This is a genomic window from Carnobacterium iners (assembly GCF_900177385.1).
Classification (GTDB): Bacteria; Bacillota; Bacilli; order Lactobacillales; family Carnobacteriaceae; genus Carnobacterium_A; species Carnobacterium_A iners.
Genome location: NZ_FXBJ01000002.1, coordinates 2,274,208 through 2,295,592 on the forward strand (window position 1 = coordinate 2,274,208; position 21,385 = coordinate 2,295,592).

19 protein-coding genes, 1 pseudogene and 1 other annotated feature are annotated in these 21,385 nt (G+C 33.5%); of the genes and pseudogenes, 3 read left to right on the plus strand and 17 right to left on the minus strand.

The window, feature by feature from the left end:
• Positions 1–108 precede the first annotated feature (108 nt).
• The 3 genes and pseudogenes from nrdD to B9Y54_RS10915 form a co-directional block, all read left to right on the plus strand.
• A pseudogene (gene nrdD, locus B9Y54_RS13225) lies at positions 109–420 on the plus strand (anaerobic ribonucleoside-triphosphate reductase); the annotation flags it as partial.
• A 716-nt stretch (positions 421–1,136) separates the two neighbouring features.
• A complete protein-coding gene (locus tag B9Y54_RS10910) occupies positions 1,137–1,388 on the plus strand; it encodes a GlsB/YeaQ/YmgE family stress response membrane protein (RefSeq protein WP_085560260.1) in 252 nt (83 codons plus the stop codon).
• A gap of 82 nt (positions 1,389–1,470) precedes the next feature.
• Entirely contained in the window at positions 1,471–1,914 is a 444-nt protein-coding gene (locus tag B9Y54_RS10915; protein WP_085560261.1) for a hypothetical protein, read from the plus strand.
• 83 nt (positions 1,915–1,997) lie between these two features.
• Here B9Y54_RS10915 and ileS read toward each other — a convergent pair whose 3' ends face one another.
• The 17 genes from ileS to mraZ form a co-directional block, all read right to left on the minus strand.
• Entirely contained in the window at positions 1,998–4,778 is a 2,781-nt protein-coding gene (ileS, locus tag B9Y54_RS10920; protein WP_085560262.1) for an isoleucine--tRNA ligase, read from the minus strand.
• Between the two features lie 107 nt (positions 4,779–4,885).
• Positions 4,886–5,107 (minus strand) — a binding site (T-box leader).
• A gap of 2 nt (positions 5,108–5,109) precedes the next feature.
• Entirely contained in the window at positions 5,110–5,736 is a 627-nt protein-coding gene (locus B9Y54_RS10925) for a DivIVA domain-containing protein (protein ID WP_085560263.1), read from the minus strand.
• 76 nt (positions 5,737–5,812) lie between these two features.
• On the minus strand, positions 5,813–6,595 hold the full coding sequence (locus B9Y54_RS10930; protein ID WP_085560264.1) for a YlmH family RNA-binding protein: 783 nt from the start codon (positions 6,593–6,595) through the stop codon (positions 5,813–5,815).
• Positions 6,596–6,613: 18 nt separating this feature from the next.
• A complete protein-coding gene (locus B9Y54_RS10935; RefSeq protein WP_085560265.1) occupies positions 6,614–6,904 on the minus strand; it encodes a YggT family protein in 291 nt (96 codons plus the stop codon).
• A 23-nt stretch (positions 6,905–6,927) separates the two neighbouring features.
• Complete coding sequence (locus tag B9Y54_RS10940) at positions 6,928–7,407, minus strand: cell division protein SepF (protein WP_085560266.1); 480 nt, start codon at positions 7,405–7,407, stop codon at positions 6,928–6,930.
• Positions 7,408–7,447: 40 nt separating this feature from the next.
• Entirely contained in the window at positions 7,448–8,125 is a 678-nt protein-coding gene (locus B9Y54_RS10945; protein WP_085560267.1) for a YggS family pyridoxal phosphate-dependent enzyme, read from the minus strand.
• 5 nt (positions 8,126–8,130) lie between these two features.
• The gene (gene ftsZ / locus B9Y54_RS10950; protein ID WP_085560268.1) at positions 8,131–9,393 is read right to left on the minus strand and encodes a cell division protein FtsZ; all 1,263 of its coding nucleotides are present in this window, start codon (positions 9,391–9,393) and stop codon (positions 8,131–8,133) included.
• Between the two features lie 33 nt (positions 9,394–9,426).
• On the minus strand, positions 9,427–10,758 hold the full coding sequence (gene ftsA, locus B9Y54_RS10955; protein WP_085560269.1) for a cell division protein FtsA: 1,332 nt from the start codon (positions 10,756–10,758) through the stop codon (positions 9,427–9,429).
• Between the two features lie 494 nt (positions 10,759–11,252).
• Positions 11,253–12,107 (minus strand): cell division protein FtsQ/DivIB, encoded by an 855-nt coding sequence (locus tag B9Y54_RS10960; RefSeq protein WP_085560270.1) that lies wholly within the window; start codon positions 12,105–12,107, stop codon positions 11,253–11,255.
• Positions 12,108–12,123: 16 nt separating this feature from the next.
• The gene (murG, locus tag B9Y54_RS10965; RefSeq protein ID WP_085560271.1) at positions 12,124–13,233 is read right to left on the minus strand and encodes an undecaprenyldiphospho-muramoylpentapeptide beta-N-acetylglucosaminyltransferase; all 1,110 of its coding nucleotides are present in this window, start codon (positions 13,231–13,233) and stop codon (positions 12,124–12,126) included.
• 20 nt (positions 13,234–13,253) lie between these two features.
• Complete coding sequence (gene murD / locus B9Y54_RS10970; RefSeq protein WP_085560272.1) at positions 13,254–14,636, minus strand: UDP-N-acetylmuramoyl-L-alanine--D-glutamate ligase; 1,383 nt, start codon at positions 14,634–14,636, stop codon at positions 13,254–13,256.
• Between the two features lie 67 nt (positions 14,637–14,703).
• A complete protein-coding gene (mraY, locus tag B9Y54_RS10975; protein WP_085560273.1) occupies positions 14,704–15,669 on the minus strand; it encodes a phospho-N-acetylmuramoyl-pentapeptide-transferase in 966 nt (321 codons plus the stop codon).
• A gap of 12 nt (positions 15,670–15,681) precedes the next feature.
• The gene (locus tag B9Y54_RS10980) at positions 15,682–17,160 is read right to left on the minus strand and encodes a UDP-N-acetylmuramoyl-L-alanyl-D-glutamate--2,6-diaminopimelate ligase (RefSeq protein ID WP_085560274.1); all 1,479 of its coding nucleotides are present in this window, start codon (positions 17,158–17,160) and stop codon (positions 15,682–15,684) included.
• A 25-nt stretch (positions 17,161–17,185) separates the two neighbouring features.
• On the minus strand, positions 17,186–19,357 hold the full coding sequence (locus B9Y54_RS10985) for a penicillin-binding protein (protein WP_085560275.1): 2,172 nt from the start codon (positions 19,355–19,357) through the stop codon (positions 17,186–17,188).
• A complete protein-coding gene (gene ftsL, locus B9Y54_RS10990; protein ID WP_085560276.1) occupies positions 19,354–19,740 on the minus strand; it encodes a cell division protein FtsL in 387 nt (128 codons plus the stop codon). Before ftsL ends, B9Y54_RS10985 begins: the two co-directional genes overlap by 4 nt.
• Positions 19,741–19,776: 36 nt before the next feature.
• A complete protein-coding gene (gene rsmH / locus B9Y54_RS10995; protein ID WP_085560277.1) occupies positions 19,777–20,727 on the minus strand; it encodes a 16S rRNA (cytosine(1402)-N(4))-methyltransferase RsmH in 951 nt (316 codons plus the stop codon).
• 44 nt (positions 20,728–20,771) lie between these two features.
• Positions 20,772–21,203 (minus strand): division/cell wall cluster transcriptional repressor MraZ, encoded by a 432-nt coding sequence (gene mraZ / locus B9Y54_RS11000; RefSeq protein WP_085560278.1) that lies wholly within the window; start codon positions 21,201–21,203, stop codon positions 20,772–20,774.
• Positions 21,204–21,385: the final 182 nt, after the last annotated feature.

Sequence of the window (21,385 nt, forward strand, 5' to 3'; positions counted from 1 at the left end):
CAAGTACTAATGAATTAAAATACTTTAAATTTAGCCAATGCCTATATGGATTTCAAAATTCAAAAATCAATTAATCGTAAAAATGAGGCAGATATCAATTGAGCTTTTAATACTAATAAAGATACTGCAGTTTTTGATCCTCAGAGAAATTTGACTATTAGAGTTGTAGGAAAATCTATTGATCTACACCTGTTACCTGAACATGCCCATAATGCTTATCGAAAAGGGGCATGATAACCACTGCCATAATTTAGATTACCACCCCTACTTTACTATGATTAATTACTGCCTGATTGATTTTGAACATATACTATCTGAAGGATTCAAAATTAGAAATGTAGAAGTAAAAAGTCCGAAACTTATCCAAACAGCTGCTATTCAAATGGCTAAATTATTGCAAACATTGCTTCTAGTTACTACGATGAATATAGTGTTGGTAGAATAGCTCTTTATGCAAAACTGAATTTTAAAAAGTACCTTGCAGAAGCCGTTAAATGGACAGATGATTCTGACCAAAGAGAACTATGGGTTCTTCAAGCAGCTAAAAAGGATATCTACGAAGATATGAAGAGCTTAGAATATGAAATTAACACCTTTTCTCTTCTAATGGTCAAACACGCTTTACCACTCCAGAATACTGTACAAATAGTTTCCATTATAAAGTCACAAAAAATGCTACAGATCTTATATTTTTTTGTCCTGTAAAGTATTATTTATCTACTTTCTTGGGCACAGTTTTCGTCAATCCTTTATCAAAATGAGTAAAAGAAATCTTTGGCTAAACTAAAGATTTCTGGGCTTGGACTCGTTATATATAGAAAGAAGTGATACTAGAATAATAGGATAAACTTGAATCACTTTCTTATATCGATGAACGATACGAAATTGACAAACAAGACTTAATTCTTAAGTTTAGGGGTAGTTCAAATCAACAAATTAGTGATGTCCAAGAACCTTTGTAGTCTCAAGTAATCATCTTATGGACTAGCCCACTAATTGCTAAAGATTAATTTTTCTATAATAAATTTCACTATCCAATGCATATTGCTTGAAATGTGAACGAATTATGTCTATAATAGGAACAGTGATAGAGTAATAGCTATATTACTTACTTATATATATAGAAGGAGGAAATCATAATGGGATTTATTTGGTCATTAATTGTAGGTGGCGTTTTAGGCGCTGTAGCAGGAATGATTTTAGGCAAGGACGTACCGGGAGGAATCATCGGTAATATTATCGTAGGATTCATCGGTTCATGGATTGGCTCTTCATTATTTGGTAGCTGGGGTCCAGTTATCGGTGGTTTTGCTATCTTACCTGCATTAATTGGTGCTGTAGCACTAATCTTTATCTTTTCACTTATTATGGGAAGACGTAAAGGCTAATTGTAGTTTATTATTTGACTAAAACTCTTTGAGAGAAATCTCAAAGAGTTTTTTTAACTAATCTAAATAAAGGAGAGTTAATATGTCATTAAATCATTATTCGATTACTATAAATGCTCCATTCAATAACTCCTGTGAGAGGATAAAAGAGCCTTCCTTTTGGTTAACTTTTTTACCAGGATTTGATCAACTCACTAGTATTTCAGAATCTATCTATTTAATAGATTTATATTTATCTTTGGGGCCTGTTTCACGTAAAGCGTTGTTAACATTTAAATTTAAACCAGAAACAAAAATGACTGATGTCCTCTTTACTTTTTCTTCATCAAATAAAAGCGTATCAGGTCTTGGCCAACTAACCATTTCGCAATACTCTGAGAATGCTATTCAGCTAAAAGTCTCTTTAGATCTACAATTAAAAGGAAAGAAAAGTTTGCTCCTTACTCCTCTCTTGCCTTCTGTTAAAGAATCATGGGCTAAAAATATTTTAAATCAAGTAAAATTTTCTTTAGAGAACGAGCAATAAAAAAACTTCTTACACTATCATTTAGAAAATATTTTCTAAATGATTTATAAGAAGTTTTTATTATTTAAGATAATTAATTTATTTTATTGTTCTGGCACAAGAGCTTCTGGGAAATTCTTTGAAACAATGTCTGCACAACGTACGCAAAGAGTTGGGGCTATTTCATTTGTTCCTACGTCTTCTTTGATTGCACGACATCTTTCACAAGTCTCCCCATGAGCATGTTCAACTACAATAGCCAATGAATCAAATTGTAAAGCCGTTTCTGGTGCATCTTTTTTGTCTTCTGCAATTATTAAGTCCGATACAATTAATAATTGTTCTATATTACTATTTAATGCTGTGAATAAATCTCTTGTTGGTATAGTAGGATAAATAGTTAACTTAGCTTCAAAAGACTTACCAATTTCCTTATCATTACGTGCCTCTTCTAATGCCTTTTGAACATCTTGACGAATAGTCATAAATGCATTCCACATGTCCATTAACTCTGTTTCATTTTCATAAAATTCAACTTGTGGCATTTCAGCTAATTGAACAAATTTCTCTTTTTCACCTAATAGACTCCAAATTTCTTCTGCTGTATGAGGCAAAATAGGTGTTAATAATTTAGTTAATTTAACAAGCACTGTATGGAAGACCGTTTGCATTGCTCTACGTTCATAAGAATCCTCTGCTTCAATGTAAACAACGTCTTTTGCAAAGTCTAAATAGAACTGAGATAAATCGACGGTACAAAAATTATTGATTAATTGATAGATTGCTGGAAATTCATATTTTTCGTAATTCATTTCTACTTTTTCAACAAGTTTATTTAATCGAACCATCATATATTTATCTACTGAACGTAAATCATCAAACTCTATAGCATGATTTTGTGATTTAAAATCAGATGTATTCGCTAATAAAAAGCGCATAGTATTACGAATCTTACGATATACTTCTGAAACTTGTTTCAAAATCTCATCACTTACACGGACATCTGCTTGAGAATCAACACTTGAAACCCATAAACGAATGATATCGGCACCCATTTGTTTCGTTACTTTATCAGGAGACATTGTATTACCAAGCGATTTACTCATCTTGCGCCCATCACCATCTAACACCATTCCTTGAGATAAAACAGTTTTATAAGGTGCTTCACCATTGATAGCAATACTAGTTGTGATACTAGAGTTGAACCAACCACGATATTGATCTGAACCTTCTAAATACATGTCTGCAGGAAACGATAAGTTGTTTCTTCCTTTTAAAACTGCTTCATGTGATGAACCGGAATCAAACCAGACATCCATTATATCTTTTTCTTTAGTAAAGACATTGTTTGGACTAGAAGGATGTGTAAATCCTATAGGCAATAAATCGACAGCTTCACGTTCAAACCAAACATTTGAACCAAACTCACCAAATAGTTTTGCAATATGATTTGTTGTTTCTGGCGTAATAATAGGCTCATTATTTTCACCATAAAAAATGGGTAGTGGCACACCCCACGCACGCTGGCGAGAAATAACCCAATCGCCACGATCGCGAACCATATTATAAAGACGTTGCATGCCCCATTGCTGAGTCCAATTCACTTTTTTAATCGCTTCTAGAATTTCTTCTCTGAAAAGATCAATGGAAGCAAACCATTGTGGTGTTGCACGGAAAATAACCGGTTTTTTTGTACGCCAGTCATGAGGGTAACTATGCATAAAGAAATCTAATTTTAACAAAGCGTCTTTTTCTTTCAAAATATCTGTAATAATTTTATTCCCTTTATCATAAAATACGCCTTCTAAACCAGGAGCTTCATCTGTAAAACACCCTTTATCGTCAACTGGTGATAGAACACCTAATTTATATTTTTGTCCAACGATGTAGTCATCATCACCATGTCCAGGAGCTGTATGAACTAATCCAGTACCTGCTTCTAATGTAACATGATCTCCTAAAATAACTAATGATGCTCGATCATACATAGGGTGCTGAGCTGTCATTAATTCCATATCTTTCCCTTTAAGTTCACTAACGATTTCTACGCTTTCCCAACCGATTTCTTGAGTTACTGCATCAACTAAATCTTTCGCTAAAACGTATTTTTTTCCGTCAGCTAAGATAACCACATAGTCATATTCTGGATGAACCGCGATACCTAGATTTGATGGAATAGTCCAAGGAGTTGTTGTCCAAATAATTAGTGAGGTAAACTCATCAATCAACCCTTTTCCATCAATAATCTTAAAAGCAACATAAATACTTGCAGATTTGACGTCTTTGTACTCAATCTCTGCTTCAGCTAAAGCGGACTCGCTTGAAGGAGACCAGTAGATTGGTTTTAACCCTTTGTATATATAACCTTTTTCAGCCATTTTACCGAAAACACGAATTTGCGCTTCTTCATATTCAGGTGTCAACGTAACGTAAGGATTATCCCATTCACCTGCAACACCTAAACGCTTAAAATCATCTCGTTGTTTATTGATTTGTTCCCATGCATAATCTTCACATAATTCGCGAAATTTAGCCACAGACATTTCTTTACGTTTAACACCCTTATTTGTTAAGGCTTGCTCTATTGGTAAGCCATGTGTATCCCATCCTGGTACATAAGGAGAACGAAAACCTGTCATTGATTTGTAGCGAACAATAACATCTTTACTAATTTTATTTAAGGCATGACCAATATGAATATTCCCATTAGCATATGGAGGTCCATCGTGTAAAATAAAAGTGGGTTTATCTTTATTTAGCTCTTGTCGTTGGCCGTAGATATCTTTTTCTTCCCAATCTTTTTGCCATTCTAGTTCGCGTACAGGTAAATTACCACGCATTGGAAAAGCTGTTTTTCCTAATTGCAACGTTTCTTTCATTTTCATTTTTTATTCCTCCATTTTTTCTGTATATTATTTTAACTATATGCTACTTTTAATCTACGCTTTTAATTTAAACGATAAATTTAGAATAAAAAAAACACTTCGCCCTAAAAAGGGACGAAATGAATTCGTGATACCACCCAAGTTCAGGAAATGAACATTGCTCTTATTCCTCTCAAGTAATTATTAACGGTAATTAGCCGGCTAATTTTAATAGATTATTCAAATTAGCACTCTTGGAGGATCTTACAATAAAATAGACTGTTAGACTTTCACCATTTCTAACTCGCTAAAAGTATATTATTGCTTTCTGTTCCAATCATCGTCTTAAGTTCTATGGTAACTCAATTGCCGGTGTCATACCTTCAATATTTTGATTTTCATTATCTTCTAACTCTTCATCATTTACTATTTCTGTCATCTCTTCTTGATCTTCACCATGTTCAATTTCAAAAAATAGTGCTCTTAAAGTTGGGATTTTTAATATATCATCTTGTAAAGGTTTTAAAATATCTTCCCATTCTTCATTTTTCACCATTTCTAACTGAGATTCAAGCATCAATTGTAATCGTTGTTTAAAAATTTTACTTTGTTTTCTTAGTTCATCTGTCTCAGTTGCAATTTTTTTAGCTTTATCAACTGCTTCATCGAGTAAACGATTTGCATTTGTTTCAGCCTCTAAACCAATTAACTCTGCTTCTTTTATAGAATTCTCTTTTAAACGATCTGCAGCATCTTGGGCCACAATAATAGATTTATTCAAAGCATCTTGTAGATTATTATAATGTGTTACTTTTTCTTCAGAAAATTTTAAATTTTTCTCTAATTCTCGATTTTCTTTCAAAACCATTTCATAGTCTTTAATAATCTGATCCAAATAATCGTTCACTTCGTCTTGGTCATATCCACGCATCTTGACACGGAACTCTTTGTTATGTATATCCAAAGGAGTTAACACCATTTAAGACACCTCCATTATCTGATTTTTTATCTTTAATTTGACACTAATGATTTACTACTATAATACCTAAAGTAGCTTACTTATGCAAGACTCCAAATTTTATACGCCATTTATCTTTTTTTGTCTTTCCTTCTATTTCTTGAACTTGTAAGCGACCAAATCCACGTACAGAAACAATATCTAAAATACCTAATTCAAAATCTGGTTGGGTTATTTCTGACCAATTTAATTTAATTTTCCCGGATTCAATCATTTGTTTTGAGCGTTGTCTAGAAATATTAAACAGGTTAGCAACAATCGTATCCAAACGCATGGAAGAAACGGTCTCTTGAACGATTGTCCAACTATCAATTGGTTTCAAAATATCTAAATACGTTTTTTCTACAAATCTAATAGTGACGTTACCTATTTTTTCGATTTGAATTTGAACAAATGATTTCATACTATCACTAATGAAAAATTGCCAACGTTCGCCATCAGAAATAATATCTCCAAAATAATCTCTTTTCAAACCTGTTGAAAGTAATGTTCCAAGGATTTTACCATGAGATAATTTTGTAAATTTAATAGGATAGCGTATTTCGAAAAGAGATACTTCAAAATCTTCTTGTTTAGGAATAAAGTATTCGGGACATATATATAATCTATTTCTTTCAGCCATTTGATAACCACCAAAAGAATAGATTTTTATTCCACTTCTTTTACCAACAATTGTTTCCACTATATAGACTTGTCTGGGATCTAAAAAATTTGTTAAATACGGCGTATATTGATCTTCGCATTCTCTAACCCAACCGGTAACTTGATCAATAAAAGGACGCTCTTCTTTTCTAAAATGTTGATAAACATTTTCTATCATCAGAACACCTCCCTCCGGTTAGAAGCCTAAAATTACTCTTGCTATTATTTGATAAAGTGAGAATAATCCTCTTTGGGCTAAATTTAATACGACTATAGCTACAATTCCAGAAAAACTAATCATACCAATTGGAGGGATAAAACGTCTAAAAAATCCTAAATACGGTTCACAAAGTCGAACAATAATTTGTCCGATTTTTGATTGATAAGCTCCCGGAAACCAAGACATCAAAATGTAGATAATAATAAGAGTCGAATAAGCTTGAATCAATCTCGATAAAATAAGGTAAATAAAATATAATATATCCATAGCGTTTAAAGTATCCCTCTTTTCTAATATAAATCTTTTTCACGCATAATATCTGTTAGTGCACCATCAATGTCTACACTTTCAGGAGTACATAAAAATATTTCATTGCCAATCCGCTGAATGTCTCCACCTAAAGCATAAACGGTGCCTGTTAAAAAATCTACAATTCTTTTTGCTTGTTCTTCATCCATCCGAAAAAAGTTCAATACAACGGACTCTTCTCTCAACAAAATATCTGCTATTTCTTGTACTTCCGAGTATATTCGAGGTTCAATAATTGTAATTTTAGCTTGTTTTGTTGAAGTTTGCTGATTAAACGAAACAACTTTATTATTCGCTTTCTCTCGCTTAGTATTAATAATAGGAATACTTTTATCATTATCCTGTGACGTTCTGGATTCTCCACTTCTAGAAGAAGAGGGAATTCCTTGATCATAAATTGAGTCCAACTCGTCTTCCTCGTCTAATTCAAAAAAACGACTAAATTTATTTTTTATTCCCATTTTAATCCTCCTTAATGAAAAATGGTGCTAACAGAGCCAGTTACTCTTGAAAAAACAAACTACCTATCCTGATATAAGTTGCCCCTTCTTCAATAGCGATTTGGTAATCTCCACTCATCCCCATACTAAGTTCTGCACAAGGAGCGTAAGACAATTTTTTCTGTGCTATTTTTCTCTGACAGATTTTTAATGTTGAAAAAACATTTCTTATTGCATTTTCATCATCAGTCAGTGGAGCCATCGTCATCAAACCAATAATATGGATCTTAGGATACTCACTTAACTGTAAAATAAACTTTTCTAACTGTTCTGGATGGACTCCACTTTTAGAACCTTCCCCACTGACGTTGACCTGTACAAAACAAGACACTCTATCCTCTGCTCGATTGTTAATTTCTTTTGCCAAAGATAAACGGTCAAGAGAATGCAGAAAATCAATATGATTAATAATTTTTTTTACTTTTCTTGTTTGTAAATTTCCAATAAAATGCCAAATAATATTTTGGTTGTTTAATTCATTCTGTTTTTCAAGTAATCCTTCAGGACGGTTTTCTGCTAAATGATAAAAACCTTCTTGAACTAACTCTTTTGTTAATTGAACAGATCTATTTTTTGTTACTGCAACAACTTGGACACTAGTTTTTTTTAGTTTCTCTTTATTCAAAGAATAGTTAAATTTCTCTTCAAACTGCAGGACGTTCTCTTTTATATTTATCATTTTATTTATTTACGACGTCTTCTAAAAAATGGTGGAGTATCAATATTGTCATCTTCTGATTTATGTGCACGTTCGTTTTTTTCTTCACGTTTGAAGAAGTCGAACTCAGACCTTTCTTTTTTAGAATCAGCATCTGTTGGTAAATGAGGACTATTTTGATCACGAACATTGGGATCTTTACGAATATCCCAATCACCAAACGGATCTTTAGAAGCTCTTGATTGCGCTCCCTCTCCGCGTTTTGATGAATCGTTTGAGTCTGTATTACGATTTCTTCCTGAAGATTTTGGATGCACATCAGCTTTTTTAGTTGTATCAATCCCTGTAGCAATAACCGTTACAATGACTTCATCACCTAAATTCTCATTAATAGAGGTTCCAAAAATAATATTTACTTCTGTTGTAGAAGCTGAAGAAACAATATCAGAAGCATCTTGTGCTTCAAATAAAGTTAAATCGGAACCTCCGGTAATATTCAATAAAACTGACTCAGCCCCATCAATCGAAACCTCCAATAATGGTGAAGAGATAGCTTTTTTTGTAGCTTCAGCAGTTCTATTTTCTCCACTAGCCATACCAATTCCCATTAATGCTGATCCTTTATTTTCCATTACTGTTTTAACATCTGCAAAATCTAGGTTTACATATCCAGGTGCCGTAATTAAATCCGATATTCCCTGTACTCCTTGACGCAATACGTTATCAGCTTCATGAAAGGCTTCAAGCATGGGTGTCTTCTTATCGACAATCTCTAATAAGCGATTATTAGAGATAATAACTAATGTATCTACGTGCTCTTTCATTTGAGCAACACCCTCAGCAGCAAAACGACTACGTTTAGGTCCTTCAAATGTAAATGGTCGAGTAATGACTCCTACCGTTAAGGCTCCTTGTTCTTTTGCGATACGAGCAACGATAGCTGCTGCCCCAGTACCTGTTCCTCCGCCCATTCCAGCTGTAACAAAAACCATGTCCGCTCCTTTTAAAGCATCAGAAATTTGCTCTTCACTTTCTTCAGCTGCTTTGCGCCCAATTTCAGGGTTAGCACCCGCTCCAAGTCCACGAGTCAACTTAGGTCCTAACTGTATTTTCACCTCTGCGTTTGATCCTGCTAACGCTTGAACATCTGTATTTGCTACGATAAATTCTACACCTTTAACGTCTTCATCTATCATACGATTAACAGCGTTGTTTCCTGCTCCACCAACACCGATTACTTTTATAATTGCTCCATTATTCATCAAGTTTGCATCAAATTCTAAATCCATCCTATTTCCTCCTACTCACACAGTTCTGTGTATTTAATCAAAAAAATTCGTGAAAAAACTTTTAGCTTTAAAAACTAAAGTGTCTTCTTTACGCTTTTCTTGTTTTTTCGGCTTTTCGTTATAGTGATGTTCTTGTTCTTCATAATCTAATATTTGAGATTGCTTTTGTCTTATTGTGTTATCATCTTCGGTAGGCATATCTTGATTTAAAGAATAATCTTTTATAATTTGATGAATATCGTCTAATTTTGCTTCATAATTAACTAAGCCGATACTAGTCGTAAATGTTGGATAACGCATTCCCATTTGATCAGGAATATACAGCTTTACATTAGCTTCAAAAATATCTTCTGCTAATCCAATAACTCCCGGAATTGCTGCCGCTCCACCAGTTAATATAATACCACCTGGTAAATCACGTGCCTCTATAAAATCTAATTTGTTTTTTATTTTCCCGAAAATTTGAACCAATCGTGCTTCAATAATTTCTGATAAATATTGTTCGTCGACATTTATAGGTTTACTTTGTCCGATAATTTCAACCGGAAATTCTTCATCAGGCGAAGCATCTTCTGGAAGTGCATAACCGTAATCTCGTTTGATTCTTTCAGCATTTTCGAAAGAAGTATTTAAGACAACTGAAATATCTTTTGTCACATATTCTCCGCCTTCTTGATTAACAAAAGCGAATTTCAGTTGGTTATCATGCATAACAGAGGCTGTTGTTTGTCCACCACCCATATCAATTAAAATAGTGCCAAAATCACTTTCTCCTTTGGACATCGCTATACTACTCGCAGCTAATGGTTGCAATACAATATTTTCAATCTGCAGTCCAGCTTTTTCAACGCATTTTTTCGTATTATGAATAATTGTCTTTGGTCCAGTAATCATGGTCGCGTGCATTTCTAATCTAACACCGATCATCCCACGCGGATCTTTAATTCCATCAAAGCCGTCAACAATAAACTCTTCTGGCAATATTGCTAAAATTTCTTTTTCTGGTGGGACCGATTTGACCATAGCAGCAGATAGTACATTGCACACGTCTTCTTTTACTATTTCTTTATTTTCACCTGAAATAGCAATCATACCTTGACAGGGTTCAATTTCAATATTATTTGCAGGAATACCAACAATTACTTTATTAATGTCAACGTTTGCTTTTTGTTCCGCTTGCTTAATGGCTTTATTAATTGAATCAACTGTTTTATCAATATCAACAATAATTCCTCGACTTAGACCTTCTGATTTTTCATTTCCTACTCCAATAATATTCATTTCACCGTTAATAAACTCAGCAACAACAACTTTTATTGAAGTGGTTCCAATATCTAGACTTACATACATTCCAGTATTTTTCATTCATTGAAACCTCCTTATACTTCATTTCTAGTTTTAATTTTAATTTTATAGTACTTACCTCTGATTTTACCATAGTGACGCTTGATTTACGAAATTTTTAATAAAATACTTAAATTTTATCCGCTTTATTTAATTATCTATTCATCTTATTTATTGTGAGTCATTTATCTACTAAATAGTTCTGTAAAAAAAGGTATTGTTTTTATAATATTTTGTGACCTCAGTTACAATGAATATTCAAAACTCATATTATTTAAGGGTTTATCTAGTGTATTAATAATATTTACGGTAATTTTTCATCTTCTAATAAGCATCTTTTCCATATAAGGTTACTGCTATTTTTATGACACTAGTCTTATTGTTATAACACTATCATTTTCTGAGTACGTCACCGATTTTAACAAATACATTTTATACTGCTTAATTTTTCACCAATTTAATAAAGCAACATTCAAAACAATTAGTGTAATTTTTTTAAAGTTATTGAGTTTATCTTATTTATCTTCATTTATTTCCGGTATAACGGACTCAAAAGGAAAGAAATAGATTCCTACTTCGATATTGATGATCCCATTTTCTTCCCCAATTTTTTGAACAATATCTGGATAATAAACCATTTTTTCAGCAAATGAAGTAATAGATGCGATAACTTGATTCCCATCGTTCATATATATTTTTATTAAATAAGGATCTGTTTTACTTGGCTCATATTCAATTTCTGAGATACTATTATGAATAGTTTCTTTTAATTTATCATATTGTTCAATCATATCATTTAATACTTTACCTTCTTTAAAATTCACAAAGATAGGTTGATTGCCTATAGAAACTTTTCTGCTTTCATTTACAATTTTTCCATTCTCTAAGATATTATAATAAGTATCTTTCTTCTCTAGATAAGCTACAGTTTTGTACTCCGCTATAGCTAATTCATATGAGTTAATACTATCAAATTTTAAATCCATTGATTTCACTTGGGATAATTGCTTTTTTATTAACTGTTCCTTTTCTTTTTTTGAAAAGAAAGTCTCCCATAGAGATTCTCCAGATTTAATTTGACTAGCATTAATAATAGATTGTTCGGTGACTTCATTAGCTCCACTAACGCTAATTTTCTCAATTTTACTTAGCGGAGAAATAAAATAAACAACCGTTAAAATTGCAAATGAAAATAACAAAAGTAATAAAGTTAATCGCTGCTGCATTTTCTTGCGGCGCATCTTTTTTAATTCAGGTAATTTATTTTCTATAGACTGATTTCTTTTTTTCTTAACTGATTTCTTTTTAAAAGAAGAGAAGAGCGCAGATATTTCTTTGCTTTTTTTAACCAAATCTCTTTTTTTTGTCATACGCTATCCTCCTCTTTTATTTTTTTTTATCCGTAATCTCTTTTATCATTTGAATTAAATGATCTGCAGCTTTAGGCAAGCCTAATTTTTTAGCTGCATTTGCCATATTTTTCCTTAACTCTTTATTCAACATTAGTTCATCAATTGCTTCTATCAAGCTTTCTCCACTCAATCGATTTTCAGCTATCATCTTAGCTGCACTCCGTTTAGTTAAACTCTCAGCATTTCTAGTTTGGTGGTCATTAGTAACATAAGGACTAGGAACTAAAATACTTGGTAGACCTAAGGCTGTTAATTCTGCTAATGTCGTTGCTCCACTTCTAGAGACTACTAGTTCAACATTCGCAAAGACTTCAGGCATATTTTCGATGTAGGGAACGACTGAAATTGACGAACTGTTTTCTAGATAAGGTTCAATATGTTTTTTTATTGACTCATAATGTATTTCACCTGTTGCGAATAGCACTTGATAATCTTTATTTTTCAATAGTGGTACAGCCTCAAGAAAAGCTTCATTTAAAATTCTAGCACCACGACTTCCACCAAAAATTAAAACAGTTGGCTGATTGGCAACCAAATAATAGTCTTCTAGAATAGCTGATGGTTTTGCATCTACTGCTTCTTGTGCTCTTGGATTACCTGTATAATCGACTTTTTCTGAGTAATTACTAAATTCATTTCGAGCTTCTTCAAAGCACACGGCTATTTTTGTTACATAGCGTGCTAAAAATTTATTTGTGACGCCAGCTACGCTATTTTGTTCATGGATAATTGTTGGTATTTTTAACTTTGATGCTGCGTAAATAACCGGTGCGCAAACATAACCTCCTGTTCCAATAACGACATCTGGATGGAAGTCTTTAATTATTTTTTTCGATTTTTGAATACTCGTAATAAATAAATAAATTGTCTTAAAATTGCTTATTGAAAAAGAACGTTTAAATCCTTGAACTTCTATAGATTTAAATGGTATCGCCGCGTTTCTAATAATTTTGCTTTCTAATCCCTTTTCTGTACCAACGTATAAAATTTCAGTAGTAGGGTCTAACTGTTTAATCCTTTTAATTAAAGCTAAGGCAGGATAAATATGCCCGCCTGTACCGCCACCAGATAATATAATTTTCATTTTATGTCAGACCAATTAGCCTACTCCTCCTCTTTATTTGTTTCATTGATTAATTGTTCGATAGAGTTAATAAATGCGTCTCCACGAACTTCAAAACTTCTGTATTGGTCCCAACTTGCACAAGCTGGTGACAACAAGATAACTTCTCCTGGTTCACTTAATTCAAAGGCAACGGTTACTGCAGCTTCTACGTTCTGAACAAATTTAATTTGTTTAATTCCCGCTTTTTCACCCGTTTCAGCTAATTTAACAGCCGTTTCTCCAAAAACAATCAAAGCTTTTACATTTTTTAGTTCTGGTACTAACTCATCAAAATTATTTCCTCTATCCAATCCTCCAGCAAGTAAAATAATTGGAACTTTAAAACCTCTTAAAGCATTTTTTGTGGCTAAACTATTAGTAGCTTTTGAATCATTATAGAAACGTCTTCCCTTAAACTCTCTTACAAACTGAGTTCGATGTTTTACTCCTGTAAATTGTTCAAGACATTCTCTGATTTCGCCATTTTTTTGTCCCAGTATTTTTGTAGCTGCAATAGCTGCCATAGCATTTTCTACGTTGTGCTCACCTGGCACCAATATAGATGCTTTATTCATGATTGGCTCATTCTGATAATAAATAACGTCATCTTTTAAATAAACACCATTTTCTAATTGCTCCAATCGCGAGAAAGGTATGATTTTAGCTTTACTTGTTTTTGTTAGTTCTCTCAACTCTGGTTGATCCCAATTAACGATTAAATAGTCAGATTCAGTTTGGTTTTCGGTAATTCTCATTTTAGCTTGAACATACTTATCTCTTGATCCATGATAATCAAGATGTGCTGAATAAATATTTATAATAATTGCGATATGTGGCTTTAACTCTGTTATACCCATTAATTGAAAACTAGATAGTTCCATAATAATTTCGTCATTTTCTGTAGACGTTTGGGCCACCAAACTAGCTGGGGTTCCAATATTTCCAGCAACATAAGCTTGTCCTTTTTCACGCTTTTTATTTAATATATCTGCAATCATCGTTGTCGTAGTTGTCTTTCCGTTTGTCCCTGTAATACCAACTAATGTACTTTCAGAAACTTCATAGGCAAGTTCAACCTCCGTAATAACTGGGATACCTTTTTCAATAGCCCGTACAATAATCGGATTAGTATACATAATTCCAGGATTCTTTACAATCCATTCAAAGTCTTCATCTAGTAACTCAACAGGGTGGCCTCCTGTTACTACTTTGATTCCAGATTCTAATAATTCCTGTGCTTCAGGATTTTCGTCAAATTTTTTATAATCGTTAACCGTTACCAACGCTCCTAGTGAATGGAGCAACTTTGCTGCGTTTACACCACTTAAAGCTAGTCCTAAAACCAACACTTTAGTATTTTGATATCGTTTAATATTTTTCATATTCAAACCTCTTTTCAGCGGAATAATTTAAACTACTAAATTTATTAACCTGTTTATTTTGTCTATTCTAAAAAACTAGCCATAGGCTTAGTACTGCTGTAATAAGACTGATAAACCAGAATGCTAATACAATACGCCATTCACTCCAACCGCTAATTTCAAAATGATGATGGATAGGACTCATTTTAAAGACCCTTTTTCCTGTTAATTTGAACGAGGTTACTTGAATCATGACACTAGCTGTTTCGATTACAAAAATTAATCCGATTAAAAGTAAAGACCACTCTTGCTTTAATAAAATAGATACTGCTGCTAATCCTCCGCCTAGTGCAAGCGAACCAACATCTCCCATAAATATTTTTGCTGGCTTTTTATTGAAGAAGAAAAAGCCGACTAAACCTCCCATAATCGTTAAACAAAAAATTAAAATATCTGTTTGTTGCTGATTCCAAGCAATGAATGCGTAAGCTGTATAAGCTATCCCCGCTGTACCTGCAACTAATCCATCTAGTCCATCTGTTAGATTAACGGCATTAGAAAATCCAACTAACCAAAATAAAGCAAAAATACCATAGAACCATCCGAAATCAATTGAACCTATCAAGGGAATAGTTAAATTGGTTGGGAGGTTGTTCAATTGGTAAACAATAAAAAATAGCAGTCCACCAACTAATTGACCAATCAATTTTTGCTTAGAAGTTAATCCTAAGTTGCGTTTTCTAAAAACTTTAATAAAATCATCTAAAAAACCTAATAAACCATAAAGTAAAGTAATAAATAATAACAATCCTAAACTTATTGATAAACTCTTCTGCCAAACACCAACCCACACCGTTGAAATAACGGATGCTATCAAAAAAACAACACCCCCCATTGTCGGCGTTCCTGTTTTAACTTCATGCCATTTAGGACCATCATCTCTTGTTGTTTGTCCTAATTGTTTTGTTCTAAAATAGCCAATAATAATTGGCATTGCCATAATAGTCAACGCAAAACTACTAACCGATGACAATAACATTTCTGTCCAGTGCATGCTTAATCGCTCCTACATTTTTAAATTTTTTAGCTTGATAGCTTTTTCTACTTCTTCAACGTCATCAAAATGGTGCTTTGTTGTTCCAATAATTTGATAATCCTCATGCCCTTTTCCTGCAATTAAAATAATATCATTTGTTGTCGCTTGGTTGACGGCTGCTTGAATAGCTTTTTTACGATCTAAAATCATTTGGTAAGTACCCGCTTTTAAGTTTACAACCATTTCGTCAAGAATATCTTGTGGCTCTTCTGTTCTTGGATTATCAGATGTGAAAATGACATAATCTGAGTTAGCGATAGCAACTTCTGCCATAATAGGTCGCTTTGTCCGATCTCGGTCTCCGCCACATCCAACTATACAATATACTTTACCCGTTTTAATCTCATTTACTGCATCTAATACATTTAACAACCCATCAGGTGTGTGAGCATAGTCGACAATTACTGTGAAGTTTTGTACGCCTTGTACGACTTCAAAACGACCTCTTACTCCTTTAATTTTTTCCATTGAATCAATTACACTAGCTAAATTTATTCCAGAAGCATAAGCAGCTGCAATAGAAGCCAAAGCATTAGACACATTAAATTTACCTATCATCTGCATATGGACAGGGTGTTTTTTTCCTTGAAACAGCAAAATAAAACTAGTCCCTTTATTCGTTGTTTTTAACTCTAATGCTCTGAAATCTGCTGGTTCCTCAATACCGTATGAATAAATTTGTGCAGCTGTTTTATTTTGGTAGCTTCGACCAACTGAATCATCGACATTCAAAACAGCGTATTTAGGTTGTGTATTTTGGTAACTATTTCCTAATTGAGAAAACAGCAATTCCTTTGCATGCGCATATCCCTCCATTGTGCGATGGTATTCTAAATGATCTTGGCTCAAGTTTGTGAATATTGCCACATCAAAATCTGTTCCCCAGACTCTTCCTTGTACTAATGCATGAGAAGAGACCTCCATAGAACAAGTCGTTACACCTGCGTCGTTCATTTCACTTAATGTTTTTTGCAAAGTAATACTATCTGGAGTCGTGTTTTTGGTTGTGAACAGTTTATCTCCAATACGCCGATACATTGTTCCAATGACACCTGTAGTTTCTCCGTGATTTCTAAAAATTTGATCTAATAGATGAGTTACAGTTGTTTTACCGTTTGTACCTGTTACCCCAATCACTCTTAAACGTTGACTAGGATGTTCGTAAAAACTATCTGCTAAAACGGCCATCGCTTTTGTTGTATCTGCAACGTAAACTACTGGTACAGAAACTGTTATTTTTTTACTAGCTATAATTAAAGTGGCACCTCTACTAACTGCTTCTTCGACCAATTTATGACCATCTTGTATAGCTCCTTCGATACAGATAAACAAAGAATTTTTTTCTATTTCCCGTGTATCTTGGGTGATCTTAGAAATGGATAATGCTTGAGGAATATCACTAGTTATCCCTTTAATAACAAGGGGTGCGATTAAATCAATTGCTTTCATAATTTCCACCTTTTCTATTCTATTATTAAGGAGAAGCTAGGGTGATTGTAATGGTTTCCTCATTTTGCATATTAGCTTGCGGCATGAGGCCCTGTTCGACTACGTAACCCTCTCCTTCAAATATAAATTTAATTCCAGTGATTTCAGATACTTTTAAAACATCATTCTTAGACCAACCAGTCATATCAGGCATTGTCATAGCACCATTAGTCATTAATATAATTCGTTGATTTTTTATAATTATCTTCTGAGGCAGCGGCAATTGTTGAACTACGGCATCTCCATTTCCAATGATTGTTACATCTAACTTTGCTTCATTTAATTTTTCTAATGCATCTACTTTAGAAATACCAGTTACTTTTGGCATCTCGACTTGATTCAAATTTTGACTTTGAGACTCATCTGTTAATTGTTGGTACTCAAGAGTTCTTTTCATTACAGGATTAAAAATTGCTTTTACTACGTCTCCCCCGATTATAGATGAATTATTGATTATTGGCTGTTGTACCGTAATATACAATATAACCTTAGGATCATCAGCAGGTGCCATTCCGACAACGGAATAAATATAATTGTTCCCACCGCTATAATACATCTTTGTGTCAGGATTTACAATTTGTGCCGTTCCAGTTTTAGCTGCAATTTCATAGCCTTCGATTTTATATGCCTGTCCAGTACCGTTTTCGCTGTAGACAACTTCTTTTAAATAATTTAAAGCTTGATTTGCCGACTCTTTAGAAACGGGTTCACTCACTACTTCAGGTTCAATAATTTTTTCATTCCCTGTTATAGGATCCACAAGTTTGCTTATAAATTGTGGTTTCATCATTTTACCTTCATTTGCTACAGCTGAATAAGCTTGCATCATTTGCATAACCGTTATCGTCAATCCTTGACCAAATGATGTATTAGCTTTCTCAAGAGGCCACATGTAAGGATTGAATCCTTCTTGTTCATTTGGTAAACCGGTAGATGTCGTTTTTCCTATACCAAATTTATCCATATATTCTTTCCAGGTTTCAGTCCCCATTTTTTCCATTAGATTTACAAAGGCTACATTACTCGATCTTTCTAATCCTTCTAGATAACTGATTTGACCCCACCCATTTACATTATGATCGTTTACTTTGCCGCCTTCAATTGTTTTTGAACCTGACATATAGGTTTCACTAGGATTAAATACTCCTTCATTAATAGCCGAAGCAAGCGTTAAAACTTTCATTGTTGAACCAGGTTCAAACGTATTTTCGACCAATAAATTCTGCCACAAATCTCCAATACCTTCTTTAGTCGTTCCATTAAATGAAGGCCTTTGGGAAGCAGCTATAATTGCTCCTGTTTCTGGATTCATTAGCGTAGCTGTCATACCAACTGGTTGATATTTATCATTAACTTCAGTCATAATACTCTCTAAGTAAACTTGCATTCTTTTATCTAAAGTTAAATAGATATCTTTACCGTCTATTGGATCTGTAGATTTCACAGAAGAGTTAGGTAAAACATAGCCGAAGCTATCTTTCTGGTACTCAATTGATCCGTCTTTGCCAGTCAATTCAGCGTTATAAGATTGCTCTATACCCATTAAGCCAACCAAGTCGTCATTCGATGGATTTACACTTGGTTCACCATTTTTATCTGTAGGTAGTTCAGCATAGCCGACAATATGCGAAGCAAAAGTACCATTTGGATATAATCTAGTTGGTGTTTCATCAAAAATAATTCCAGGTAACTTTTCTTTTTCAATCGATGACTTCATATCATATGTTAATTTTTTACCAGCAGAACCAAACTCAACTTGACTCAAGTTCTCTTGGTTTAATTTTTTCAAAATTTCAGCCTCACTCATAGAAATATGCTTAGCTAAAGCTGCTGCTGTTTTTTGCTTGTTTACTACATGCAGAGGTTTTTCAGGGGTATTAGACCACTCATCTGTTAAAACAGCGATTAACGAATAAGAAGTAGCGTCTACAGCAATAGTATTACCACCGACATCATAAATGGCTCCTCTGTTTGCTTCGAGTACACTACTTCTTGTATAAAGATTGTTAACATTTTGAGATAAATCTTCTCCGTTAATTTCTCCTTTTACCATAATATAAGCAAAACGTCCTACAAATACCATAAAGGTTAATCCAGCAAGAAAAAAAAGCAAGATTGTCATATTTTTTCTATTTTTAAAAGGGCTTCTATTTTTCATTTAATAACATTCCTTACATTTGCTTCATTCATTTTTAATCCTTGTTCATTAGCAATTCTATAGATTCGATCATATCTAGATAGTTCTTGTACTTCTTGTTGTAAATTGCTGTTTACCGTGGTTGTACTTAGAATCGATGCCTTTGTGTCTTGTAACGCCCGATTCGTGCTTGCTATATTAATTTCCAAAGAAATACTAATTGTCATTAAGGTAAAAGCTATAGCCATAATCATACCCATTAGCATTTTTTCTAATCCAGTTACAATTGATTTTTTGGGAATCGATTTATGTACCATCCTAGTTGACTGTTCAGGCGTATTAAGCGGCGACTGCAGAGGTATTTCTACTTCAACTTTTCTAGCTGAATTACTATTTAATGGCATTTACATAACTTCCTTTCCAACTTCTTTTTGAAGTTTCTATTTTCTTTGTCTTTCTGCTACTCTCAATTTTGCACTTCTAGCCCGATTATTTATTTCCAATTCATCTTCACTCGGTAAAATTGGTTTTCGAGTGATTAATTTTAATTCCGGTAAGTATTCTTCCGGAATAATTGGTAATCCTCTTGGTGTTTCTCGACCTTTAGCGTATTCTTTAAAAATTGATTTTACAATTCGGTCTTCTAATGAATGAAATGTAATGGCGCTAATTCTGCCTCCTACTTTTAATAAGCCAATCGCTTCTTCAAGTGAGTCTTCTACTGAAGATAACTCATCATTCACAGCAATTCTTATTGCTTGAAAGACTCGTTTTGCAGGATGACCCCCTTTTCTTCTAGCTGGTGCCGGAATACCACTTTTTATAATTTCAACTAGTTCACTAGTCGTTTCAATTGTTTTTTCTTCACGCGCTGCTTCTATTTTTCGTGCAACACTTTTAGAAAATTTCTCTTCACCGTAGCGATAAAAAATCCTTACTAAATCTTGATATGCCCAAGAATTAACAACTTCTTTAGCTGTTAATGGAGCATCCGTATCCATTCGCATATCTAAAGGAGCGTCTTGATGGTAGCTAAAACCTCTTTGGGCTTCATCTAGTTGCGGAGATGAAACACCTAGATCATAAAAAATCCCATCTACTTCTATTACTCCTAAAGCGTTTAGCTCTTCTTTTATAAAGCGAAAATTCGACTTAATAAATGTAACCATATCTTTTTCTACATAGTCTGCTAATCGAATTTCAGCATTTTCAATAGCTCTTATATCTTGATCAAAAGCGTATAAATGCCCATTCTCACTTAATTGAGAAAGCAAATATTCGCTGTGACCCGCTCCTCCTAATGTACAATCAACATATATTCCATCTGGAACAATAGATAAATTATCTACTGTTTCGTGGAGTAAGACTGTTTCGTGATTAAATTCTGTCATTTTTTACCCACCTAGCTTTTTTATACTAATTTTATAGTCTTTTTTTAGAATCCAAAACCACTCATATTTTCAGCAATCTCATCAAATGATTCTTCGGCCTCAGCGGAAAAATTAATCCATTTTTTCTCACTCCATATTTCAATACGATCAGATACGCCTATAATATGACATGCTTTATCTAAATCTGCATATTCTCTTAGCGTTTGAGGAATATTAATTCTTCCCTGTTTATCTAATTCACACTCTGTTGCTGCGGAATAAAAGAATCTCGTGAAGGCGCGTGCTTCTTTTTTTGCTAGTGGGAGCTGTTTGAGCTTTTCTTCAAGTACAGACCATTCATTTTTGGGGTACCCAAACAGACAACCATCTAACCCTCTGGTTAAAATGAAAGTCGTCCCTAAGTCATTACGAAACTTAGCAGGCATAATCAATCGACCTTTTGCATCAATATTATGTTTATATTCACCCATTAACATGTCTAAACTCACCCCACTATCAGTAGATATTTTCAGTCTACCACATTGCCCCACTTTCCACCACAATTAACAGAAACATTTCAAAAAAAAGCTATTGAAATATTTATTGATTGTTTGTCTTACAAAAAAGGAATAACGAATAAATACCTAAATGGTTACTTTTCCCAAATAAAATGCAAAAA